Source organism: Amycolatopsis jiangsuensis, assembly GCF_014204865.1.
Taxonomy (GTDB): domain Bacteria; phylum Actinomycetota; class Actinomycetes; order Mycobacteriales; family Pseudonocardiaceae; genus Amycolatopsis; species Amycolatopsis jiangsuensis.
This window is the reverse complement of the sequence record NZ_JACHMG010000001.1, coordinates 868,280-888,724: the sequence shown is the minus strand read 5'-3', so window position 1 is coordinate 888,724 and position 20,445 is coordinate 868,280. Positions and strand designations below refer to the sequence as shown.

Annotated in this window: 21 protein-coding genes; 9 read left to right on the top strand and 12 right to left on the bottom strand. The window is 72.1% G+C overall.

The genetic code is table 11. The features are described 5' to 3' along the window. Nucleotides 1-234: 234 nt before the first annotated feature. The 5 genes from BJY18_RS03860 to BJY18_RS03840 form a co-directional block, all read right to left on the bottom strand. Complete coding sequence (locus BJY18_RS03860) at nucleotides 235-879, bottom strand: phosphate signaling complex PhoU family protein (protein ID WP_184777706.1); 645 nt, start codon at nucleotides 877-879, stop codon at nucleotides 235-237. 9 nt (nucleotides 880-888) lie between these two features. Further along, nucleotides 889-1,206 (bottom strand): hypothetical protein, encoded by a 318-nt coding sequence (locus BJY18_RS03855; protein WP_184777704.1) that lies wholly within the window; start codon nucleotides 1,204-1,206, stop codon nucleotides 889-891. 70 nt (nucleotides 1,207-1,276) lie between these two features. Beyond that, nucleotides 1,277-1,678 (bottom strand): TetR family transcriptional regulator C-terminal domain-containing protein, encoded by a 402-nt coding sequence (locus BJY18_RS03850; RefSeq protein WP_221457543.1) that lies wholly within the window; start codon nucleotides 1,676-1,678, stop codon nucleotides 1,277-1,279. A gap of 355 nt (nucleotides 1,679-2,033) precedes the next feature. Next, the gene (locus BJY18_RS03845; protein ID WP_184777702.1) at nucleotides 2,034-2,783 is read right to left on the bottom strand and encodes a dienelactone hydrolase family protein; all 750 of its coding nucleotides are present in this window, start codon (nucleotides 2,781-2,783) and stop codon (nucleotides 2,034-2,036) included. A 30-nt stretch (nucleotides 2,784-2,813) separates the two neighbouring features. After that, nucleotides 2,814-3,533 carry an FMN-dependent NADH-azoreductase gene (locus BJY18_RS03840; RefSeq protein ID WP_246458763.1) on the bottom strand — a complete coding sequence of 240 codons (720 nt, stop codon included), beginning with the start codon at nucleotides 3,531-3,533 and terminating at the stop codon, nucleotides 2,814-2,816. A gap of 72 nt (nucleotides 3,534-3,605) precedes the next feature. Here BJY18_RS03840 and BJY18_RS03835 point away from each other — a divergent pair, with 72 nt between their 5' ends. The 3 genes from BJY18_RS03835 to BJY18_RS03825 all read left to right on the top strand — a co-directional run bounded on the left by BJY18_RS03835 (nucleotide 3,606) and on the right by BJY18_RS03825 (nucleotide 6,112). Next, the gene (locus BJY18_RS03835) at nucleotides 3,606-4,478 is read left to right on the top strand and encodes a sigma-70 family RNA polymerase sigma factor (RefSeq protein ID WP_184777700.1); all 873 of its coding nucleotides are present in this window, start codon (nucleotides 3,606-3,608) and stop codon (nucleotides 4,476-4,478) included. Between the two features lie 75 nt (nucleotides 4,479-4,553). After that, nucleotides 4,554-5,441, top strand: coding sequence for an XRE family transcriptional regulator (locus BJY18_RS03830; protein ID WP_184777698.1), 888 nt, complete (start codon nucleotides 4,554-4,556; stop codon nucleotides 5,439-5,441). A 143-nt stretch (nucleotides 5,442-5,584) separates the two neighbouring features. Then, on the top strand, nucleotides 5,585-6,112 hold the full coding sequence (locus BJY18_RS03825) for a CHAP domain-containing protein (RefSeq protein ID WP_184777696.1): 528 nt from the start codon (nucleotides 5,585-5,587) through the stop codon (nucleotides 6,110-6,112). A gap of 48 nt (nucleotides 6,113-6,160) precedes the next feature. Here the strand turns inward: BJY18_RS03825 and BJY18_RS03820 are convergent, their stop codons facing one another. Both BJY18_RS03820 and BJY18_RS03815 read right to left on the bottom strand, forming a co-directional pair. Continuing rightward, nucleotides 6,161-7,429 carry an MFS transporter gene (locus tag BJY18_RS03820; RefSeq protein ID WP_184777694.1) on the bottom strand — a complete coding sequence of 423 codons (1,269 nt, stop codon included), beginning with the start codon at nucleotides 7,427-7,429 and terminating at the stop codon, nucleotides 6,161-6,163. Between the two features lie 168 nt (nucleotides 7,430-7,597). Next, complete coding sequence (locus BJY18_RS03815) at nucleotides 7,598-8,365, bottom strand: nucleotidyltransferase domain-containing protein (protein ID WP_184777692.1); 768 nt, start codon at nucleotides 8,363-8,365, stop codon at nucleotides 7,598-7,600. Between the two features lie 73 nt (nucleotides 8,366-8,438). Between BJY18_RS03815 and BJY18_RS03810 the strand changes: the two genes are divergently transcribed. Then, entirely contained in the window at nucleotides 8,439-9,848 is a 1,410-nt protein-coding gene (locus BJY18_RS03810; protein ID WP_221457542.1) for a PI-PLC domain-containing protein, read from the top strand. Nucleotides 9,849-9,999: 151 nt separating this feature from the next. Here BJY18_RS03810 and BJY18_RS03805 read toward each other — a convergent pair whose 3' ends face one another. Further along, nucleotides 10,000-10,170 carry a hypothetical protein gene (locus BJY18_RS03805; protein WP_184777690.1) on the bottom strand — a complete coding sequence of 57 codons (171 nt, stop codon included), beginning with the start codon at nucleotides 10,168-10,170 and terminating at the stop codon, nucleotides 10,000-10,002. A gap of 96 nt (nucleotides 10,171-10,266) precedes the next feature. On the opposite strand from BJY18_RS03805, the gene BJY18_RS03800 reads away from it, so the two are divergent. The 5 genes from BJY18_RS03800 to BJY18_RS03785 all read left to right on the top strand — a co-directional run bounded on the left by BJY18_RS03800 (nucleotide 10,267) and on the right by BJY18_RS03785 (nucleotide 16,054). After that, the gene (locus BJY18_RS03800; protein ID WP_184777688.1) at nucleotides 10,267-11,172 is read left to right on the top strand and encodes an NAD-dependent protein deacetylase; all 906 of its coding nucleotides are present in this window, start codon (nucleotides 10,267-10,269) and stop codon (nucleotides 11,170-11,172) included. A gap of 128 nt (nucleotides 11,173-11,300) precedes the next feature. Beyond that, nucleotides 11,301-12,038 carry an LLM class flavin-dependent oxidoreductase gene (locus BJY18_RS03795; protein ID WP_184777686.1) on the top strand — a complete coding sequence of 246 codons (738 nt, stop codon included), beginning with the start codon at nucleotides 11,301-11,303 and terminating at the stop codon, nucleotides 12,036-12,038. Between the two features lie 143 nt (nucleotides 12,039-12,181). Continuing rightward, on the top strand, nucleotides 12,182-13,534 hold the full coding sequence (locus tag BJY18_RS03790) for an extracellular solute-binding protein (protein ID WP_312873724.1): 1,353 nt from the start codon (nucleotides 12,182-12,184) through the stop codon (nucleotides 13,532-13,534). A 139-nt stretch (nucleotides 13,535-13,673) separates the two neighbouring features. Continuing rightward, complete coding sequence (locus BJY18_RS36620; RefSeq protein ID WP_246458762.1) at nucleotides 13,674-14,252, top strand: glycosyl hydrolase 2 galactose-binding domain-containing protein; 579 nt, start codon at nucleotides 13,674-13,676, stop codon at nucleotides 14,250-14,252. Beyond that, nucleotides 14,243-16,054: a glycoside hydrolase family 2 protein gene (locus tag BJY18_RS03785; protein WP_312873723.1), complete on the top strand. Its 1,812-nt coding sequence runs from the start codon at nucleotides 14,243-14,245 to the stop codon at nucleotides 16,052-16,054. Before BJY18_RS36620 ends, BJY18_RS03785 begins: the two co-directional genes overlap by 10 nt. Here BJY18_RS03785 and BJY18_RS03780 read toward each other — a convergent pair. The 4 genes from BJY18_RS03780 to BJY18_RS03765 all read right to left on the bottom strand — a co-directional run bounded on the left by BJY18_RS03780 (nucleotide 16,041) and on the right by BJY18_RS03765 (nucleotide 20,436). Then, entirely contained in the window at nucleotides 16,041-18,206 is a 2,166-nt protein-coding gene (locus tag BJY18_RS03780) for a heavy metal translocating P-type ATPase (protein WP_312873722.1), read from the bottom strand. The two genes, BJY18_RS03785 and BJY18_RS03780, sit on opposite strands and share 14 nt — an antisense overlap. 2 nt (nucleotides 18,207-18,208) lie before the next feature. Continuing rightward, nucleotides 18,209-18,487 carry a DUF1490 family protein gene (locus BJY18_RS03775; RefSeq protein ID WP_184777684.1) on the bottom strand — a complete coding sequence of 93 codons (279 nt, stop codon included), beginning with the start codon at nucleotides 18,485-18,487 and terminating at the stop codon, nucleotides 18,209-18,211. Between the two features lie 174 nt (nucleotides 18,488-18,661). After that, the gene (locus BJY18_RS03770; protein WP_184777681.1) at nucleotides 18,662-19,876 is read right to left on the bottom strand and encodes a cytochrome P450; all 1,215 of its coding nucleotides are present in this window, start codon (nucleotides 19,874-19,876) and stop codon (nucleotides 18,662-18,664) included. Then, the gene (locus tag BJY18_RS03765) at nucleotides 19,873-20,436 is read right to left on the bottom strand and encodes a PadR family transcriptional regulator (protein ID WP_184777679.1); all 564 of its coding nucleotides are present in this window, start codon (nucleotides 20,434-20,436) and stop codon (nucleotides 19,873-19,875) included. Before BJY18_RS03765 ends, BJY18_RS03770 begins: the two co-directional genes overlap by 4 nt. Between the last annotated feature and the right edge of the window lie 9 nt (nucleotides 20,437-20,445).

Sequence of the window (20,445 nt, the reverse complement as noted above, 5' to 3'; positions counted from 1 at the left end):
GGGCTTGCCGCCCGAGGCCGGGCGCGCGCAGCTTCGGCAACGACGGTCCCGGCAGGCAGTTCACGTCCGGCGCCGACGTACCCGGGATCGGCTCCGCCTACGCCACCCACCGGATGATCGGCCACGGCGATCCCCGAGCGGCACGGCACATGTCACCCCGGCGGACCATGCCAGAGCGGCCACCCACCACCTCGACGCCCGCCGTGGCTCCGGCCGGCGACGATCGTCGTGCCGCTAGCCCGGCAGGTCGCCGGTCGCGGCGAAGTCCAGGCGTTTCGACACCGAGACGGCCTGGTCGGCGAAGCGCTCGTAGAACCGGGTGACCAGGGTCAGCGCCACCGCGATCCGCTGGTCGTGCGGCCACGAGGGCGCGGTGATCGTGGCCAGCACCCGGGCGTGCAGAGCGTCGATCGTCTCGTCGGTGCGGCTCAGCTCGGCGTAGCCGCCCTGGCCGCCGGCCCGGATGAGGCCGGCCACCCGATCGGCCATCCCGGCGGTTTCCCGCCCCAGCTCGGCGAACACGGCCTCCAGCTCGGCCGGCACGGTCGGGTCCGGATGCCGGCGGCGGACGGTTCCGGCGATGTGCGCGGCGAGGTCGCCCATCCGCTCGACCTTCTCCGCGCAGTACACCACGGCCAGCACACCACGCAGGTCACGCGCGACCGGAGCCTGCAGGGCGAGCAGCGCGTACGCGTCCTCCTCGCACGCCGCACGCAGCTGGTCGAGCTCGTCGTCGGCACTGAGGACCTGTTCGGCCAGCGGAAGATCCGCGGTGAGCAGGGCCTGGGTCGCGCGGCGCATCGCCTCGGCCGCGGCATCGGCCATCGTGGCCAGCTTGCCGTCCAGCCGGTCGAGATCGTCCTGGAAGCCCTCGCGCATGGGGTGAGGTTACCGGCGCTCGCCGGGCCATCCGGCGTCGGCCGGGCCGAACCGGTGCCCGCCTTCGTGCCCGCCCGGCGCGAGGCAGGCCACCCCTTCCTCGGACTCGGCGCCGCAGTCGGCGACGGACTCCAGCACCCGGCGGCCGGGCCACCACCGCAACCACCATTCGCCCCGCACCAGCGGCGCCGCGTGCTCGTGGCCGTGGCCGGCCTCGAGTTCGCAGTACAGCTCGGCGGCCGTCCCGCGGACCGCCATGCTCCGCAGCACCGACCGCTCCCGCCCGGAAAGCTCCACCGAATCCCGGCACAGCACAGCTTCGGCCATGCCGTCAGCCTAAGCGAACTGCGCCGTCCGGGCGCACCGAGCTTGCGCCACGGGCGCGTCGCCGGGACGCTCAGCCGGCCACGAGCAGTTCGATCGCGGTGCCCACGGACGCGAGCGAGGAATCGTCCCGCGAAGCCAACGCGACCACGGACGCCCGCTGCACCAGCGCGAGCACCGCGTCGGCCAGCGGCCCGGCGGGCTGGTCCGCCCGGACCTCCCCACGGTCCTGGCCGGTCCGCACCAGCTCGGCGATCCGCTCGCGCCAGCCCGCCAGGTCTTCGGCCAGCTGGTCGCGGAAGCCCTCGTGCCCCGCGGCCAGCTCGGTGGCCAGCTTCCCGGCGAGACAGGCCCGCCGGTGCCCGGAGCCGGTGAACCGGCCGGCCATCGCGCGGAAGTACCCGGCCAGCAACGCCGGTACCGGCAGGTCGGCCCGCGCGCCCCATTCCGTCAGCTGGTCCAGCTGGAACTGCATGTACCCGCGCGAGCACCTGGCGCGCGAACGTCTCTTCCGAGCCGAAGTGGTGGTAGAAGGACCCCTTCGGCACGCCGGCCCCTCGAGGATCCCGTCGATCGTGGTGCCGTGGAACCCGTGCGCGTACAGCTGGTGCAGGCCCACGCAGCAGTTTCTCCCGGTGCGGAACGGTGGTCGGAGTGCTCATCGGCGGTCTCCCGGTCTCCGGCTCGGGGCACGGCCGGTGCCTGGCTCTCGGATCGGACTGCTGCTCGCCGCGCAGGACGGCTGCTCGCCGCGCTCCGGACGAGGACCGGGCGACAGGGCGGATCTCCGCCCGGTCCGTCCCCGGCGAAACAGCCGGGAGCAGCCGTGCTCAGCCGTTGACGCGCTCCAGCAGCGCGAACAGGTTCGCCCAGTGCCGCTTCTCGCCTTCCTCGTGGTAGGCGGCGGTGTCGGTCATCGTGAACCCGTGCCCGGCGCCCTCGTAGATCTCGGAACGGTAGGTCACCCCGGCCTCGTCCAGCGCCCGCTCGAGGGTCTTGATCTGCTCGGCGTCCATCGAGTGGTCCTGGTCGGCGTGCCCGAAGTAGACCTCCCCGGTGATGGCGCCGACCCGCAGGTGCGGGCTGTCCGGGTCGTCGGTGGCCAGCCGGCCGCCGTGGAAGCTCGCGATCGCCTTCACCCGGTCCGGCAGGGCCTCGATCACCTTCAGCGCGTTCAACCCGCCCATGCAGTATCCGGTGATCACCACCGGACCCTCGGCGACGCCCTCCTGGGCGTGGAAGAAGTCGAGGTACATCTGCGCGTCGCGGGTGATCGCCGCGGTGTCCAGCTGCGAGATCAGCGGGAAGATCTTGCCGAAGATCGCCTCGCGCTTGCTCTCGTCGGCCAGCGCGGCCATGTCCTCCACCATCGGCGAGCGGCCGCCGCGGTAGAGCAGGTTCGGCGCGAGCACCGCGTAGCCCGCCGCGGCGATTCGCTCCGCCATCTCCTCGATCCGCGGACGGAGCCCGAAAGCGTCCACGAACAACACCACTCCGGGGTGCGGTCCGCCGTCCGGGACGACCAGGTACGCGTCGGCGACCCCGTCACCGGCCGGAATGTCCACGTATTCCTTGCGCATGCGCTGTCACTCCTGTTCTCGGGTACGCCCTCAATCTATCCCCGCGGCCTCCGGTGCCCCGGCGGGCTCGCTCCCGGCCAGCTCCCGCACCCGGTCCCGGGCCGCGGCCAGCGAGGCGGCGGCGAGGTCCGCCAGCCCGTCCAGCGCGGGAACGTCGCCGACCCGGGTGAGTTCGGCGGACACGACCTCCAGCCGTCGCGGATCCACCCCCAGGTTGGTCAGGTAGGCACGCAGATACGGCTCCTGGTGGTCGAAGCCTTCCCGCGGCGTACCCGGACCGTAGGCTCCGCCGCGGGCGCAGATGACGACGAAGTCCTTGTCCCCCAGCAACTTCCGGCCGGTCTCGGGATCGATGAACACGCCGGGGAACGAAACCCGGTCGATCCACGCCTTCAGCGCGGCTGGCACGCCGAAGTTGTACATCGGCACGCCCAGCAGCACCGAACCGGCCGCACGCAGTTCGGCGACCAGCGGCCGGGTCAGCTCCCATTCGCGCCGTTCCGCCTCGCCCGCGACCAGCCGGCCGATATCGGACAGGGACAGCGCCCCGCGGCGTTCGACCCTGCGGCCGAGCCGGGCATAAGCCTCGCCGATCAGCGGCACCGGATCCGCCGACACGTCGCGGTAGCGCACCGCGGCCCCGCGCCGCCGCCATTCCCGGGTGAACTCCGCGGTCAGCCGCCTGCTCACGGACTCGCCGCGGTCCGCGCTCGAATCCAGGCACAGCAAGGGGGCTAGCATGTCCGACATCCGGTTCCTCTCGTCGTCCTCTTCCGTCTCTCTCCCGCCAGCACGACGGATCAGCACGGGGAAAGGTGACCGATGACCGAGCACGACCCGCTCGCCCGCCGGTTCGAGGCGGAGCGGCCGCGGCTGCACGCCCTGGCGTACCGGATGCTGGGTTCCGCGGCCGAAGCCGAGGACGCGGTGCAGGAAGCGTGGCTGCGGCTCGGTCGCGCATCCGTACCGGGCAACCTCGCCGCGTGGCTCACCACCGTGGTTTCCCGGCTGTGCCTCGACGTGCTGCGCGCACGCCGGGAGACGCCGGTGGCGGAGATTCCGGAGACGCCGGACATCGCCGGTTCCGGCTCGCCCGAGGACGAGATCGTCCTCGCCGGCGAGGTCGGCCGGGCGCTGCTGGTGGTGCTCGACCGGCTCGGTCCGGCCGAACGGGCGGCGTTCGTGCTGCACGATCTCTTCGCGATGCCGTTCGACGAGGTCGGCCCGATCCTCGACCGCAGTCCCGCAACCGCGAAGAAGCTCGCCAGCCGCGCGCGGCTGCGGGTCCGCGGCACTCCGTCGGTGCCGGACGCGGACCTGACCGAGCACCGGGCGGTCGTCACGGCGTTCCTCGCCGCCGCCCGCGGCGGAGACCTCGCCGCGCTGCTGGAAGTCCTGGCACCGGACGTCGTCCGGTACGCCGACCCGGCCACACTCCCGCCTGGTGTCCCGGCGGTCCTGCGCGGCCGTGCCGAGGTTGCCCGTGGGACCACGCTGTTCGCCGGCCGGGCGCAGCTCGCCGAGCCGGCACTGGTGAACGGTGACGCGGGCCTGGTCCTCGCTCCGGGTGGCCGGCTCGCCGGAGTGCTGAAGATTCAGGTGCGGGTGGGGCTCGTCGCTGCGTATGAAGTGGTGGTGGACCCACGGGCGCTGGCTGAGATGGATATCGCGCTGCTCTCCAGCCCCGCCGTATAGGCCGTTATACAGCACTGTGGACGGACAGGACTTTCGTCGGTTCCCCGGCGCGGTCGTGCTGATCATGCTGTGCGGGTGTCCCCGCAGCCCGCCGGATCGTTCGCGGTCACGCTGGACGCCGCGATCGAGGATTCCGGGCTTTCGCTGGAACGGCTCCAGCACCACCTCGCCGAACGCGGCGTCCGGTTGTCGCGTTCGGCGCTGTCCTACTGGCGGCGCGGGCGGTCGCGTCCGGAGCGGGAGGCCTCGCTGCACGCGGTGCTGCAGCTGGAACAGGTGCTCGGCCTCTCCCCCGGCGACCTGACCTCGCGGCTCGGACCGCGGGCAGCGCGCGGGCGCTGGCTGGGCCGGCCACCGGAATGCGTGGAACGGCGCCGGCTGTGGCCGCAGTTGCGGCCGCTTTCGGCCGAGCTGAGGCCGCCACCGGACGGGCAGGTGGTCTTCTGGTCGGTGCACGAGCGCGTACTGATCGACGACGACAGCCGCGAGCGGTCGCTGTGGACACGTCTGGTCGCGGAGGCCGTCTTCGACGGCGTCGACCGGCTGATGACGTATCACCAGTCCGACGGGCAGCTCACCGGCACACCGCGTTACCAGGGCGTTCGCTCTGCGCGGGTCGGCCGGGTGCGAGTGGACCGGGAGACCGGGATGACCGCCGGGGAACTGCTGCTGGACCGGGTGCTCGCGGCCGGCGAGGTGACCGCGGTCGACTACGAGGTCGTGCTGCCGCCGGGAGCGCCGACCACGGAGTACGGACGGCGGTTCACCCGGCCCGTGCCCGAGTACGTCTGCCAGGTCCAGTTCGGGCTGCGTCCGCCGCGCCGCGTGCGGGCCTTCGAACGACGCGCGCCGGGTGGGCCGCGGCACCCGGGTGCGAGCCTGCGCGTCGGCTCCGGGCATCAGGTCACTTTCGCCGCCCGCGACGTGCGCCCCGGCATCAGCGGGGTGTGCTGGACGTGGTGACGCAATTCTGTGAACGCCACCTGCCCACCTGCGGATCCTCCGCTCCGCACGCCGTCCGTCCACAGGTACCTGGCACTGCGCGTCACCCGCTGGTTACCTTCCGCCGCACCGTTTCCCCTCTCCCCTACCGGAAAGGCACTCCCATGCGCCGTCTCACCAGAGCCCTCACCGCGGCCGTCGCGGCAACCGCGTTCGCGGTCACCGGCGCCGCGACCGCGTCCGCCACCCCGCAGGCCCACCCGGGGTCGATGGCCGCGGAGTTCGGAACCGCCGCGCCCAGCTCCTCGGTACGCCTCATCGGCGACACCTACCCGTCGAAGTGGCGGGACATCCCGCAGGACTCGGTCGTCGACGACTGGAACATGTACAACCGCGAATGCGTCTCGTGGGCCGCGTTCAACATCGCCGAGCACGGCGAGAGCGCCAACAACTACGGCGACGCGAAGTACTGGGACGACAACGCGGGCCAGAACGGGTACCAGGTGGACAGCAACCCGACCCCGGGTTCGATCGCGCAGACCGACGCCGGCACCTACGGCCACGTCGCCATCGTGGACAGCGTGCACGGCGACACCGCGACGGTCGAGGACTACAACTGGGCCGGCGACGGGCACTACCTCGTCCACGACATCCCCGTCGGCGACTTCCGCTACATCCACTTCTACGCATGAGGCCGGCCGGGCACGGGGCGGCGCTGGGCGGCACGGCCCCGTGCCCGGTCAGCCGGACACCCGGCGTTCGTCCCGCAGCGGGGTGGCCACCGGCGCGTCCGGCGCCGGACCCCGGTCCACCGCCGCGATCGCGACCGCGCCGATGGCCGCCACCACGGCGAACAAGTAGAAGCCCCAGGGATAGGCCAGTCCGGCGGTGAGCAGGACGCCGGTCACCATCGGGCCGGAGATTCCGCCGAACCGGCCGATCCCGCTCGCCGCACCCAGTCCGGTGGCGCGCGCCGCGGCCGGGTACACCTGGGCCGCATGCGCGTAGACGAGCACCTGCGCACTGAACGTGAACACGCCCGCCAGCAGCACTCCGGCGTAGATGCTCAACCCCGGCAGTTTGATGCTCAGCAACGCCAGGGACACCGCGGCCGCGGAGAACCACACGACCGCGGCACGCCGCTGGCCGATCCGGTCGGCCACGCGCCCGCCGATCAGCAGGCCGAGCACCGCGCCGACGTTGAGCACCAGCAGCAGCGCGAGCGCCGTACCCAGCTCGTAGCCCGCGGCACGCATGATCTCCGGCAACCAGGTGTTCAGCCCGTAGACGAGCAGCAGGCCCATGAACGAGGTCATCCAGAACGCGATCGTGGCCCGTGCGTAGCCGTGCCGGAACAGGACGGCCGCCGGGTTGCGGGGCCGCACCGCGCGGGTGGCCGAAGCGCCCCGGATGCGCAGGAAAGCGGCCGATTCGGGCAGGAACTTCACCATCAGCGGGACCAGCACCAGCGCGGGTGCGGCCCCCAGCACGAACATCCACGGCCAGCCGAACCGCTCGAGCACGAAAATGCCCAACAGCGCGGTGAGGACCGCCCCGGCGTGATAGCCGGTCATCAGCACGGTGGTCGCGCTGCCGCCGCGGCCTGTCCGGGCGTATTCGGTGCTCAACGCGAGCGCGATGGGCAGCACGCCACCGAGACCGAGGCCGGCGAGGAACCGCAGGACCCCGAACAGCCACGGCCCGTCCGCGAACGCGCACAGCAGCGTGCACAGCGAGAACCCGCTGACCGTCACCAGCATCGCCCCGCGCCGGCCGAACAGGTCGCTGACCGGCCCGACCGACAGTGCCCCTGCCGCGACGCCGAGCAACCCGACCACGGAGATCAGCGAGGCGGAGTTGGGATCCAGGCCCCAGGCGGGTTCTTTCAGCAACGACGGCAGCACCACGCCGAGCACCACCAGGTCGAACCCTTCCAGGGCCACCGCGGCCCAGCAGAGCGGCGCGACCCAGCGCACGTGCCGAGTGCGGGCATCGGCGGGGACGGTCATGGCATCACCTGCGTCATCGGAGGGGACCGGGCCAGGATGACCGGCGGCGGCCGGTGCCCGGTACCGCCGTTGAGCGGGAAAGTTCCCGCCCGGGCCGGGCCGGGCCGAACACCGCCATGGCGGGTGACGCACCGACCTCCGGTACACCGCGGCGGCCCGGGTGCCCGGTTAGGTCTCTTGTGGACTGTCGACGGCCGCGCGCAGCCGGGCGGCGGCGGTGGCGAACGCGCCCGGCAGGTCGTGCGCGAGCCCGGCCACGATGTCGTCCAGATCGCGCAGCCCCGCACGGTCGAGCAAGGTCTTCTCGTTGGTCACCCATTCCCCGCGAGCGGCCAGCACCGTGTGCGCGGCCTGCAACGCCGCGACACCCAGCGACGCTGCGGTCTCGGTGACCCGCCCGTGGGCGACGTAAGCCGGTTTCGTGTAGCCGAGTGTGCGATCCATCGCGGCACGCCAGAACTCGGGTGCGCTCTTGCGCAATGGTTCCGGATACTGCGGACGCGGCAGCTGCCCGCGCAGCACCCGGTTGCCCGCCAGCTCCCCCACCACCAGATAGCTCGGGATCCCGGCGAGGTGGAACGCCAGCGGTTCCCAGCGGAACCGGCCCGCGCGGGCTTCGGCGAGCTCGTGCTCGACCGAATCGAGATCGCGGTAGTGCACGTCCACCGGCTGGTCCCGCACGGTGAGCCAGGCACCGCCGTTGAACACGCCGCCGCCCCATTCGCCGAGTTCCGACACCTCACCCGGCAGGTTCAGCGCACGCAGCTGTCCGGGGTCGAATGCGCCCCGGTAATAGAGCGCGAAGTCCCAGTCGCTGTCCGGGCGGTGCGTTCCGCTCGCCCGCGAACCACCGAGTGCCACCGCGCGCACACCGGGCAGCGCGGCCAGCAGCTCGGCGACGTACTCGGCGAAAGTTTCCCTGGAGTTGTCCGGCATCTGGAGAAGATGCCACGAAAGACGGGCAGGATCGCTACGATTTCCCGGATTTCCGTCCCGAACTGGGGGTTTCATGCCTCGCATCGACCGCATCCGCCGCGTCGGTACTGCCGCGCTCGCCGTGCTGACCGGCACCGCGGTGCTCGGGGCGGCCCCGGCCGTCGGGCAACCGTTCACCTCGGACACCTTCCTGGCCACGCACAACAGCTACTCCGGCGACGTCGACGGGGCCAAGGGGTCCATTGCCCAGCAGCTCGACCGCGGTGTGCGCTTCGTCGAATTCGACGTGCACGACAACGGCTACGCCACCACTCACGACTACGGCATCGGCCACGGTGCGCCGGGGGACCTCGTGGACCACACCGGCAATCCGGCCTCGGACAACCTCCGCGACTGGCTGGCGGTGGTGAACGCCTGGTCCGCCGCACATCCCACGGCGGCTCCGATCGTGGTGATGCTCGACCTCAAGGACGATCTCACCGACAACCAGTCGTACGCCGCCGGCAACCTCGCGGCGGTCAACGCCGAGCTGTGGGAAGCGTTCGGCCCGCGGCTGCTCACCGCGCCGGACTACCGCGCAGGCGCGACCACGGATTCGTTACGCGGCAAGGTCCTGACCCTGCTCTCCGGGGACCGCGGCACGCGTGCGTCGTACCGGCGGGACGTCGGTGAGCACCCGGCGGTCGCACTCAACGGGCACGGCCAGGTGGTCGAGGTGCACGACTCCGGCGCCGGAGCGCTCTGGTACTGGACCGGGAGCTACGGTGCGGACGGCCGGATCACCTGGCATCGCCACGGCCGCTACGACAGTGGCCGGACGCCCGCGGTCGCACTGGACGACTCCGGCCGGATCGTCGAGGTCCACCAGTCGCAGAACGCGGCCACGCTCTGGTACCGCACCGGACAGCTCGGTACGGACGGCGAGATCAGCTGGTCGGCGAGCCATCAGTACGACAACGGGATGCTGCCCACCGTCGCGGTGACCGGCGACGGGGTACGGGAGATCCACCGCAGCGCGGCGAACGACCAGAACTGGCAATGGCGCGGCAGCTTCGACGCTTCGGGAACCACGATCGACTGGACGGACAACGCCGCGACCGGCGACCCGCGTTACGACGCGGCTTCGGCGGCGTCCGGCACGCGCCGGGTGCGGGTGACGACCGGCGCGGAGGGACCGACGCCGGCCCGGACACTGCGCTACTCGACCGACCGCGTCGACGGCGGACGGGTGCGGTACCCGCAGGTGGCCTTCGACGAATACCAGCACGGTGATCCGGCGGAACTGCAGCAGGATGCGCTCTTCTACGGTGCACCGGCAACGGAATCGACGTTCATCGAGGCCGGTCGCGACAGCGGGCACCTGGTTCGCGGCTGGGACTTCGACTCGGCCGCACTGGCCACCGACCCGCCGGCCACCTACGCGGCAACGAACCATCCGTACGACGCGTGGTACCAGGATCTGACCAGGGACGCCGTGCGCTGAGCCCGGCAGGAGCCCGGGCTCTCCCACCCCGACGGGGAGAGCCCGGGCCCGCGACGCCGGTGTTCCTCCCAAGAACACCGGACACCGCCTGCCCTGCCGAGCGTCCGTGCCCGGTTCGCGCCGTGCCCGCAGCCGGTCCCGATACCGGCTCTCAGTGCCGCAGCACCACTGCCCCGAACGAGGCCGGACGGGCCTGTTCGGTGCGCGGCCGTGGCACCTTCACGCGGGCCTGCGCCGGTTCCTGGCCGCAATATCGCTCGAACCGTTCCATCAGAACGGCGGCGATCATCACGACCAACGGCGTAGCCAACGCGAACCACATGGCAGGTTTGGTACCCAGCCGTCGCGCCGGCCAATCCCGGCTGCCCCACCCGGGTGATCACCGCGGCCACGCGGCCGGCACCCGTAAGCTGGCAAGGTGCGTACCCGACCGACGCTGACCTGGTCCGCCCCGGGTGAGGCGCTACCGCGCGCGGGCAGCCTCGCCGATGTGGCCGAGGTCCTTTCCCGCAGGCGGGTCCTGGTGCTCACCGGTGCCGGGATCTCCACCGAGTCCGGCATTCCGGACTACCGCGGCGAGTCGGGCAGCCTGCGCCGGCACACGCCGATGACCTACGACGAGTTCACCGGCAGCGCGGACGGACGCCGCCGGTACTGGGCCCGCAGCCACCTCGGCTGGCGGACCATCGCCAGGGCCTCCCCCAATTCGGGGCACCACGCGGTCGCCGCGTTGCGCGCCGCCGGCCGCGTCTCGGCAGTGATCACACAGAACGTCGACGGCCTGCACCGGGCCGCCGGCACCCCGGGTGTGGTGGAACTGCACGGCAACCTCGACCGCGTGGTCTGTCTCGGCTGCCGGCGGACCAGCGGCCGCGAGGAACTCGACGCCCGCCTGCGCGCGGCCAACCCGGATTTCGGCGGCACGGCCACGCGGATCAACCCCGACGGTGACGTCGAGCTGGCCGAAGACGTCGTCCGCGCGTTCACCACCGTCGAGTGCCTGGGCTGTGGTGGCGTGCTGAAACCCGACGTCGTGTTCTTCGGCGAGAATGTGCCGCGTCCCCGGGTGCAGCGGTGCTACCGGCTCGTCGACGAGGCCGCCGCGCTGCTCGTGCTGGGCTCTTCGCTGACGGTCATGTCCGGCCTGCGCTTCGTCCGGCACGCGGCGAAGTCGGGCACCCCGGTCCTGATCGTCAACCGGGGCCGAACCCGCGGCGACGAGTACGCGGGAGTGCGGGTCGACCGGCCGCTGGGCGCCGCTCTCGGTGAACTGCTCGCGTTGCTGGCGGAAAACCCGTTGCCCACCACCGCGGCCGGGTCCTAGCCTGACCGCGCTCTCCGAACGCCGGACTCCTGGGAAGCATGCCGCAGAGCGGGTTCGCGTCACCTCGGCCGAGGTGCGGGAGGGGCGGCGCCAGTGTTCGCCGACCCCGTCTTTCCCGGAGGTTTCTCATGTTCGTCGGCCTCGGCCTGCCCATTGCCGACCCCGCCGCCCTGCTCACCTGGGCGCGACGGGCGGACGGCGGCCCCTTCCGCACGCTCGGGCTGCTTGACCGGCTCGTCTACGACAACCCCGAGCCACTCACCGCACTCGCCGTACTGGCCGGCGCGACCAGCCGGATCCGGCTGCAGACCGAAGTGCTGCTCGCGCCACTGCGCGGAACGGCGCTGCTGGCCAAGCAGGTGGCCACGCTCGACCGGATGAGCAGCGGACGGCTCGTGCTCAGCCTTGGAGTCGGGGGCCGCGAGGACGACCACCACGTCGCCGGCACGCCGCTGCGCGAGCGCGGCCGGTCTCTCGACCGGCAGCTGGAGACCATGCGCCGCGTGTGGACTGGCGCACCGTACAGCGACGAAGCAGGTCCGATCGGCCCCGCACCGGCCCGGCCGGGAGGGCCCGAGCTGCTGTTCGGCGGGTTCCGGCCGGCCGCGCTCGATCGGGTCGCCCGCTGGGGAGACGGGTTTCTCGCGGCGGCCCCTCCATCGTGGGCCGGCGGCCTGTTCGACACTGTCCGCCGCGCCTGGCACGACCACGGCCGGGAAGGCGAGCCCCGGCTCCTGGCTCAGGTCAACGTCGCCCTCGGGCCGCCGCAGCTGCGCGCGTACGGCGACCTCGGCGCGGACGAAGTGATGCTCTACTGCTACGGCACGGACCCCGATCAGGTCCACCGGCTCGCCGAGCTCTGCTGACCGAAACGGGCAACCGTGGACCGGCAGTGCAGGACAAGTGCCCGAAAACGCCGGATCGCGATACCCACCTCCGGGCGTTAGGCCGAATGCTCTACCTTGCAGACGTGAGTCAGCTCACATCCACAACGTCGTGAGGAGCCGGGGTGCGGGAACAGCGGGCGGGCAGAGCGCACCGGTCCGGGCGGCTGCCGGCGCTGGCGGCGGCGTTGCTGGTCCTGGCGGCTTCGGCGTGCGGCACCGAACCGGACGTCACGATCGACGTCCTCATGGTGGACAACCCGCAGATGGTGGAGCTGCAGCAGCTCACCGCGAGTGAGTTCACCGCGAAGACCGGCATCAAGGTGCACTTCACCCTGCTGTCGGAGAACGAACTGCGGGACGAGGTCGACCGCGAGTTCACCGCGCAGGCCGGCAAGTACGACGTCGCGTCCGTGAGCAACTTCGAGGCGCCGATCTTCGCCGACCGGCACCTGCTGAAACCGCTGACCCCGTACGCACGGGACGACGACCAGTTCGACGAGGACGACCTCATCGAGCCGATCGCCGATTCCCTGCGCGGCTCCGACGGGCAGTTGTACGCGGCTCCGTTCTACGGCGAGTCGTCGATGCTGATGTACCGGACCGACGTGCTCGGCAACCTCGGCATCCGGCTGCCGGCCACCCCCACCTGGCAGCAGGTCGCCGACGCCGCGTCCGCGGTGGAGCACTCGGGCACCGGGATGCACGGGATCTGCCTGCGCGGGCTGCCCGGCTGGGGCGAGATGATCGCGCCGCTGACCACCGTGGTGAACACCTTCGGCGGCACCTGGTTCGACGACAAGTGGGGCGTCGGCACCGGCTCGCCCGAGTTCCGGCAGGCCGTCAAGTTCTACCTGGACACCCTGCGCAAGAGCGGCGAAGACGACCCCACGCACACCGGCTACCAGGAATGCCTGAAAGCGGTGGAGGACGGCAAAGTCGCGATGTGGTACGACGCGACCGCGGGTGCCGCGCAGCTCGAAGCCGCCTCGAGCGCGGTGCGCAGCAAGATGGGCTACCTGTCCGCGCCCGTGGTCAAGACCTCCACCTCGGGCTGGCTCTACACCTGGGCCTGGGGGCTGGAGCAGAGCAGCGACCATCCGGACGAGGCGTGGAAGTTCATGTCCTGGGCCTCGAGCCGGGACTACGAGCGGCTGGCCGGGCGCATGGTCGGCTGGTCGAAGGCCCCGGCCGGCAAGCGGTACTCGACCTACGACGACGCCGAGTACCTGTCCGAGGCCGGCGCGTTCGCGATGCCGACTTACCTGTCCATCACCTCGGTCGATCCCCGAAAGGCCGGGGTGCAGCCGCGGCCGGCCACCGGCATCCAGTTCGTCGGCGTCCCGGAGTTCCGTGAACTCGGCACCAAGGCATCGGAAACCCTGGCTTCGGTCATCGACGGCAGCACCTCCCTGGACGACGCGCTCGCCGAGATCCACGCAATGGCGGAGAAAGTCGCGGTGCAGTACCGGAAATGACTTCACCTCCGGGACCGGGCGGCCGCAGTAAGCTCGGCGGCATGCGACCACCGGCACCGTCGGCGAACCGGGCCGAAACCGGCGGATCCGGCGTAGTCCACCCGGTCCGCACCGGAATCGGCCGCCGACCCGGCTAGCGATGTTCGGCTCTCGTGCGGCGCACCCACGGCGCCGTTTCCTGCTCGGTGCCGGAGCGGTGCTCGCCGGTTCCGGCGCGGTGTCGGCCGCAGTGCAGCACTCCGCTGCCCCGGTGGCCCGCGCCGAGTTCGGTCCCGGCTGGCTGTTCGGGCCGTTCGCGCCCGGATGCACCGATCCGGACTTCGACGAGCGCGAGCTGTCGCCGGTGTCCGTGCCGCACTGCGTGGTTCCGCTGTCCTGGCAGGACTGGCACCCGGGTGACTGGCAGCGGGTCTGGGTGTACCGGCAGCATTTCCTCGCGCCCCCGCGACTGCGCGCCAACCGCGCGTTCCTGCGGTTCGACGGGGTGCTCAGCGCCGCCACCGTGTACCTCAACGGCCGCCGGATCGCCCGGCGCAGCGGTGGGTACCTGCCGCTGCGCTGCGAGGTCACCGGACTGCTGACGGACCGGGACAACGTGCTCGCGGTGGTCGTGGACGGCCGCTGGCAGCAGGACACCCCGCCCGACCTTCCGGAGTATCCGAGCCCACCGCAATCGACTTCTACCAGCCCGCCGGGATCTACCGCGGGGTGCAGCTGACCGCGGCTCCGCAGGCGTACCTGTCCGACGTGCACGCCCAGCAGGTCGCCGTGCTCACCGCGGATCGCGCGGTGCTGGTGCACTGCACGGTCGATTCGGCGAAGCAGCTCAACGGACGTGTGCGGGTCACCGCCACCCTCAGCCAGGACGGCACACCGTTCGCGACGTCCTCCATCGACCGCACCGGGCTGCGGAAAGGTGAAACCACCGTCACCGTGCCACTGCGGGGCCTCGACGGGGTGCGGCTGTGGGAGGTGGACGACCCGGCGTTGTGCGAAATCGTCGTGACACTCTCCGTCGGCGGACGGAAAGTGCACACTCATCCGGTGCGCACCGGATTGCGGGAAGCGCAGTTCACCCCGGACGGTTTCCTGCTGAACGGCAGGCCGCTCAAGCTGTTCGGGCTCAACCGGCACCAGTGGTATCCCTTCGCCGGCGGCGCGATGCCCGACCGCGTGCAGCGCCGCGACGCGCAGATCCTCAAGGAAGAGCTGAACTGCACGATGGTGCGCTGCTCGCACTACCCGCAGGCGAGCGCGTTCCTCGACGCCTGCGACGAACTCGGCATCCTGGTGTGGGAGGAGCTTCCCGGCTGGGACCACGTGGGCGACACCGCGTGGCAGGGGCTGGCGGTGCGCGACGTGCACGACATGATCGTGCGGGACCGCAACCACCCGTCGATCATCGTGTGGGGCACCCGCGTGAACGAGACGCTGGGCCAGTACGCGCTGTACGGCAAGACCGACCAGCTGGCCGCGCGGCTCGACCCGACGCGACCCTGCACCGGCGCCGTCGCCGGGCAGCGCGGCTACGAATCCGCGCTGTACCCGGTGCAAGCGGCCGGCGGCGTGTTTTCGTTCAACGACTACAGCCGGCCGCGTCCACCGGGCACGCCACCGACGTTGCGCCCGCCGCGCCGAGGCGTGCCCTACCTGGTCAGCGAAGCTGTCGGCACGCTGGTCGGCGCACCGTCCTTCCGCCGCACCGACTCCCCCGCGGTCCAGCGGCAGCAAGGATTGCTCCACGCCTGGGTGCATGAGCACGCCGCCGCGGACCCGCGGTACTGCGGCCTCATCGCGTGGTGCGGTTTCGACTACCCGTCCGGCTGGTTCCACTCCCACCGCGGCGTGAAGTACCCCGGTGTGGTGGACTTCTTCCGGATTCCGAAGCTGGGTGCGGGGTTCTACCGGGCGCAGCGCGATCCGGCCCGCGGCGCGGTGATCGAACCGGCGTTCCACTGGGATTTCGGCCCCGGCTCGCCCCACAGCGGACCGGGCCGCGACGCGATCGTCTGGTCCAATTGCGACACCCTGGTGGTGACCGTCGCAGGCCGGCGGCCGGTCACCGTGCGCCCGGAGCACGCGGCATTCGGGCACCTCGCCCATCCGCCGTTCCGGGTGGACCTGCGGGTGGACGGGCACGGCCTGCCCGAGCTGACGATCGAGGGACGGGTCGGCGGGCACACCGTGCTCCGCCGCCGGTTCAGCGCGGACCCGGCTTTCGACACGCTCGCGGTGAGCGCGGACGACGCGGAGATCGTCGCGGACGGCCAGGACGCCACCCGGGTGACGCTGCGTTCGGTCGACCGCTACGGCGCGCCCCGGCCGCACGCACACGGGACGCTGGCCGTCGCAGTGGACGGGCCCGGTGTGCTCGTCGGCGAGCCTTACCTGGACTTCGGCGCGCTGGGCGGCGCGGCGGCGGTGTGGATCCGGTCCCTGCGAAACGCTCCCGGCACGATCACCGTGACCGCCACGCATCCGTTCCTGGACACCGGAACCGCCACGATCACCGCGGTGTGACGCCGGCCGGCAACCGATGCCGGATCAACCGGGAACTGTTGCCGACCACCGCCACCGACGACGCGTTGTGCAGCACCGCCGCCACCACCGGGGACAGCGCGCCCGCGGCCGACACGACGAGACCGAGCGCGTTCACCGCGATGGACAGGCCGTAGTTCTGCCGGATCAACGTCACGCTGCGCCGGCTCAGGTCGCGCAGCGCGAGCAGAGCCCGCAGATCGTCACCGGCCAAAGCGACCTCGGCCGTCTCCACGGCCACGTCCGTACCGCGCACGCCCATCGCGATGCCGATGTCGGCCAACGCCAGCGCAGGAGCGTCGTTCGTCCCGTCGCCGACCACAGCGACGACGTGTCCCTCGTCCCGCAGGCGCCGCACCACGTCCTGTTTGTCCTCGGGCAGCACCTGCGCCTGGAACTCGGTCACGCCCAGTTCCGCGGCCACCGCCGCGGCGGTGCCGGGGTGGTCGCCGGTGAGCAGCACGATGCGGCGCACGCCGTCCGCGCGCAACGCCTCGAGCACCTCGCGCGCCTCCGGCCGCACGGTGTCCCGCAACGAGACCAAGCCGGTGAGCCGGCCGTCGACCGCCAGCAGCAGCGGGGTTTCCGCGGCTTCACGCAGTTTCGCGACCCAGCGGCCGGCCTCGTCCGGCAGCTCCACGCCTTCGCCTCGCAGGAGTTCGGCGCTGCCGATGAGGAGCACCCTGCCGTCACTGGCCACGCGCATTCCTTGTCCCAGCAGGACTTCGCATTCCTCGTGTGGCGGGATCCGGATCCGCCGCTCCTCGGTGGACCGGATCACCGCCTGCGCCAGCGGATGCCTCGAATGGATCTCCGAGCTGGCGGCGTGGGCCAGCACGCGCTCCGGCGTCCAGTCCTCGGCGAACGAGATCACGTTCGTGACCACCGGACGGCCGAGGGTGAGCGTGCCGGTCTTGTCGAACACCATCGCGTCGACCCGACCTGCTGCCTCCAGGTGCGCGCCTCCCTTGACCAGGATGCCGCGGCGCGCGCCGTTGCCGATCGCCGCGCTGATCGCGGTCGGCGTGGCCAGGCCGACCGCGCACGGGCACGCCACGAGCAGCATCGTCATCGCCCGCCGCACGTCCCGCGTGGCCAGCAGGGTCAACCCGGCCAGCGCGAACGACGCCGGCACGAACCGCCGCGAGAAGACCTCGGCCACGGTCTGGATGGGCGCGCGATCCTCCTGGGCCTGCTCGACCCTCCGGATGATCCGGCCGATCGCGGTGTCCGCGCCGACCGCGGTCGCGCGCACCACGAGCCGTCCCCGCAGCAGCACCGAACCGGCGTGCAGTGCGGTCCCGGCGGCCACGCTGACCGGCAGCTGCTCTCCGGTGACCGCGGACTGGTCGACGATCCCCGCCCCCTCTGCGACGACCCCGTCGACCGGGAGCACCACGTGTTCGTGCAGGACGACCTCGTCGCCCACCACCAGGTCGGCGATGTCCACTTCGGACTCCACAGCGCCGGTGCGCACCCAGATCCGGGTCCGGGTGCCGGTCAGGAGCTCGGACACCGCGCGCCGGCTCCGGCGGAGTGTGAGGTCCTGCAGGTACTCGCCGATGTTCAGCAACCACAGCACGGTGAGCGCCACGACGTTCTCGCGCAGCACCAGGCTCGCCACGGTCGCCGCGGACACGAGGGCATCGGTGCCCGCCCCGCGGCCGCCGCCGAGGGAGCGAAGGGCGCCGCGCAGGAAGGGATAGCCGGTGAAAATCGTGACGCCCGTGGCCGCCGTCCGGCCCGCCGTACCGAGCATCGGCGCCCGGCGCAGGCCGTACCGGCGAACACCGAGCGCCACGAGCGCGAGCCCGCCCACGACCATGCGGACGAGATCGGCGTTGCGCACGTCCGCCGACCGCGGCGAGCGGGTGGCGGGGACGGCCGGCCGCGCGACCGCGGTGCGAATGGCCGCGATCAGCTCGTCCCGGTCACAGCGTTTCCGGTCGTACCACACCACCACACTCGCGGTCCGCGGATACGCGTGCACCTGGCGGACGCCGGTCACCTGGTCCACGGCGTCCTCCACCGCGACCGCGAGGGATACCGCGCCCAGCACCGGCGGGACGTGAAAACGCACGCGCCCCGCCGCGTCGGACAGGACCGGCAGGTTCCGCGGTTCGACCGGGGCCACGGTCAGTGCTCGTGGCCGTGGCCCGCCGCGGTGCCGGGCGGCGGTGCCTGCTCGCCGATCCGGTCCCGGGCCTCGCTCACGATGTCCGCGGTGGCGAGGCGGACCTTCTCCGCACCGGTCTCCGCCGCCCGCGCCCCGCGCAGCCCCCACGCGGTGACCGAGACCGTGGCCGCCCGCGCGACCCTCGAACGGGCGAACCGTTTCACCCCGTCGTACGCCGCCGCCCCGGCCATGCCGGTGACCACCAGTCCGACCGCTCGCCCGGCGATGTCGCTCTTCATGCCAACCTCCGCAGCTCCGGGCCGGAGTCCCGGCCCTCGCGCCGCGGGTCCCGGTGGACCACGCGGCGCCGATGTCGAGCCGCGCAGCCTAGCCCTTCGCCGGGCGGACGGCCTGGGCACGGCACGCTGCCACCGAGCCTAGCCGATACTGGTTGTCATTTTCGACAGGCTTCGTCACCAGACGACCGGCACCTGGTCGACGCCACCGGTGAACCGGTTCGTGCGCACCTCCAGCTCGGCCGCGGGCACCGCGAGCCGCATCCCGGGGAACCGCCGGAACAGCGAGCCGAAGACGACCCGCAGCTCGGTGCGGGCCAGGCTGGCGCCGATGCAGAAGAACCCGCCGTGACCGAAGGCCAGGTGCGAGTTGGGTTTGCGGGCGGCGTCGAACTCCCCTGGACCGTCGAACACCGACTCGTCGCGGTTGGCCGAGTTGATCGAAATGATCAGCGCGTCGCCGCGCGCGATCCGCACACCGCCGACCTCCACGTCCTCGCGCGCGTACCGCAGCAGCCCCAGCCCACCCGGTGCGGACATCCGCAGGATCTCCTCGACGGTGGCGTGCAGCCTGCCCTCCGGGTCCGCGGCGAGCGCGTCCCGGCGGGCGAGATCGGTGAGCAGGTACAGCACGCCCAGATCGATCCGGTTGGACGTGGTCTCGTGCCCGGCGAACAACAGGCCCGCGGCCAGCCGGGAGAGGTCCTCGTCGGTGAACGTCGGATCCTCGGCCTGCGCGGCGACCAGGTCCGACATCACGTCCTGCCCCGGCTCGGCCCGCTTCACCGCGGCGAGTTCCGCGGTGTAGGCCATGAACTCGTCCATCGCGACCCGCGCGTCGCCGCGGCTGTCGAGTGCGCCGATCCGGTCGGACAGCGCGCGGAACTTCTCGCGGTCGCCGTAGGGCACGCCGAGCAGTTCGCAGATCACCAGTACCGGCAACGGGAACGACAGGTATTCGTGCAGGTTCACCGGCGCGCCACCGGCCGCGTCGTGAGCTGCTTCGAGGTCGTCGAGGCAGCGGTCGGCCAGCTCCTGGACGTGGCCGGAAAGCCGGCGCATCCGGTTCGCCGAGAACGCGGGCACGAGCACGCGGCGCAACCTGGCGTGTGACGCCTCCTCGGAGTCGTAGTCGCCCTGCGGTCCGCTCAGCAGTGCCGCGTCGGAGACCGTGGTGGCTTCCTCCGGCGCCGGGTGCGAACGGCCGAACCGCTTGTCGCCGAACACTTCCCTGGCTTGCTCGTAGGCCGTGACCAGCCAGGCCGGGTCACCGGCGGGCGTGGTGACCGGCACGATCGGGCCCTGGCGGCGCAGCACCTCGTACAGCGGTGCGATGTCCAGCACGTTCGGCCGGGCGAACGGCAGCTGCGGGGCGCGTTCGGTGGTCGTCATCGGGAGTCCTCCTCAGGAAAATGCTCGGGAAAGTGCTCAGGGGAAAGCTCGGGGGAAACCTGTTCCGCCCGCGTCCGGAGCGACGCGAGCCAGTCCTGTTCGTGCTCGGCCCGGCGGCGCACCTCGGCCAGCACGAGCCGGCTCCACGGGCCGACCTGCCCGGTGCCGAGCTTGGCCAGCCGCTCGCGTTGCGCCGCGACGGCCTTCTCGCGCGCGTCGAGCACGCGCAGCCGCTCGGCCGGCTCGAGCCGGCCGAAACCGGCGAGCCGGGCGAGGAACTCCGCCGGATCGCCGGCGAGCTCGGCCGGCAGCTCGGCGAGCAGGTCGTGCAGCAGTTCCCGGCCGACGTCGGTGATCGTGTAGACGTGCCGCGGCGGCCTGCCCTCCTGCTGCTGCGCCGTGCGAGTGACCGCACCGGCCTCGGCGAACCGGCGCAACGCCGGGTACAGCGAGTTGTTCGACAGCGCGCGACCGCTGGACTCCTCCACCTGCTTGCGCAGCTCGTACCCGTGCCGCGGGCGCTCGGCGAGCTTGGCGAGCAGGAGCACGTCGATCCACACCTAAGTCAC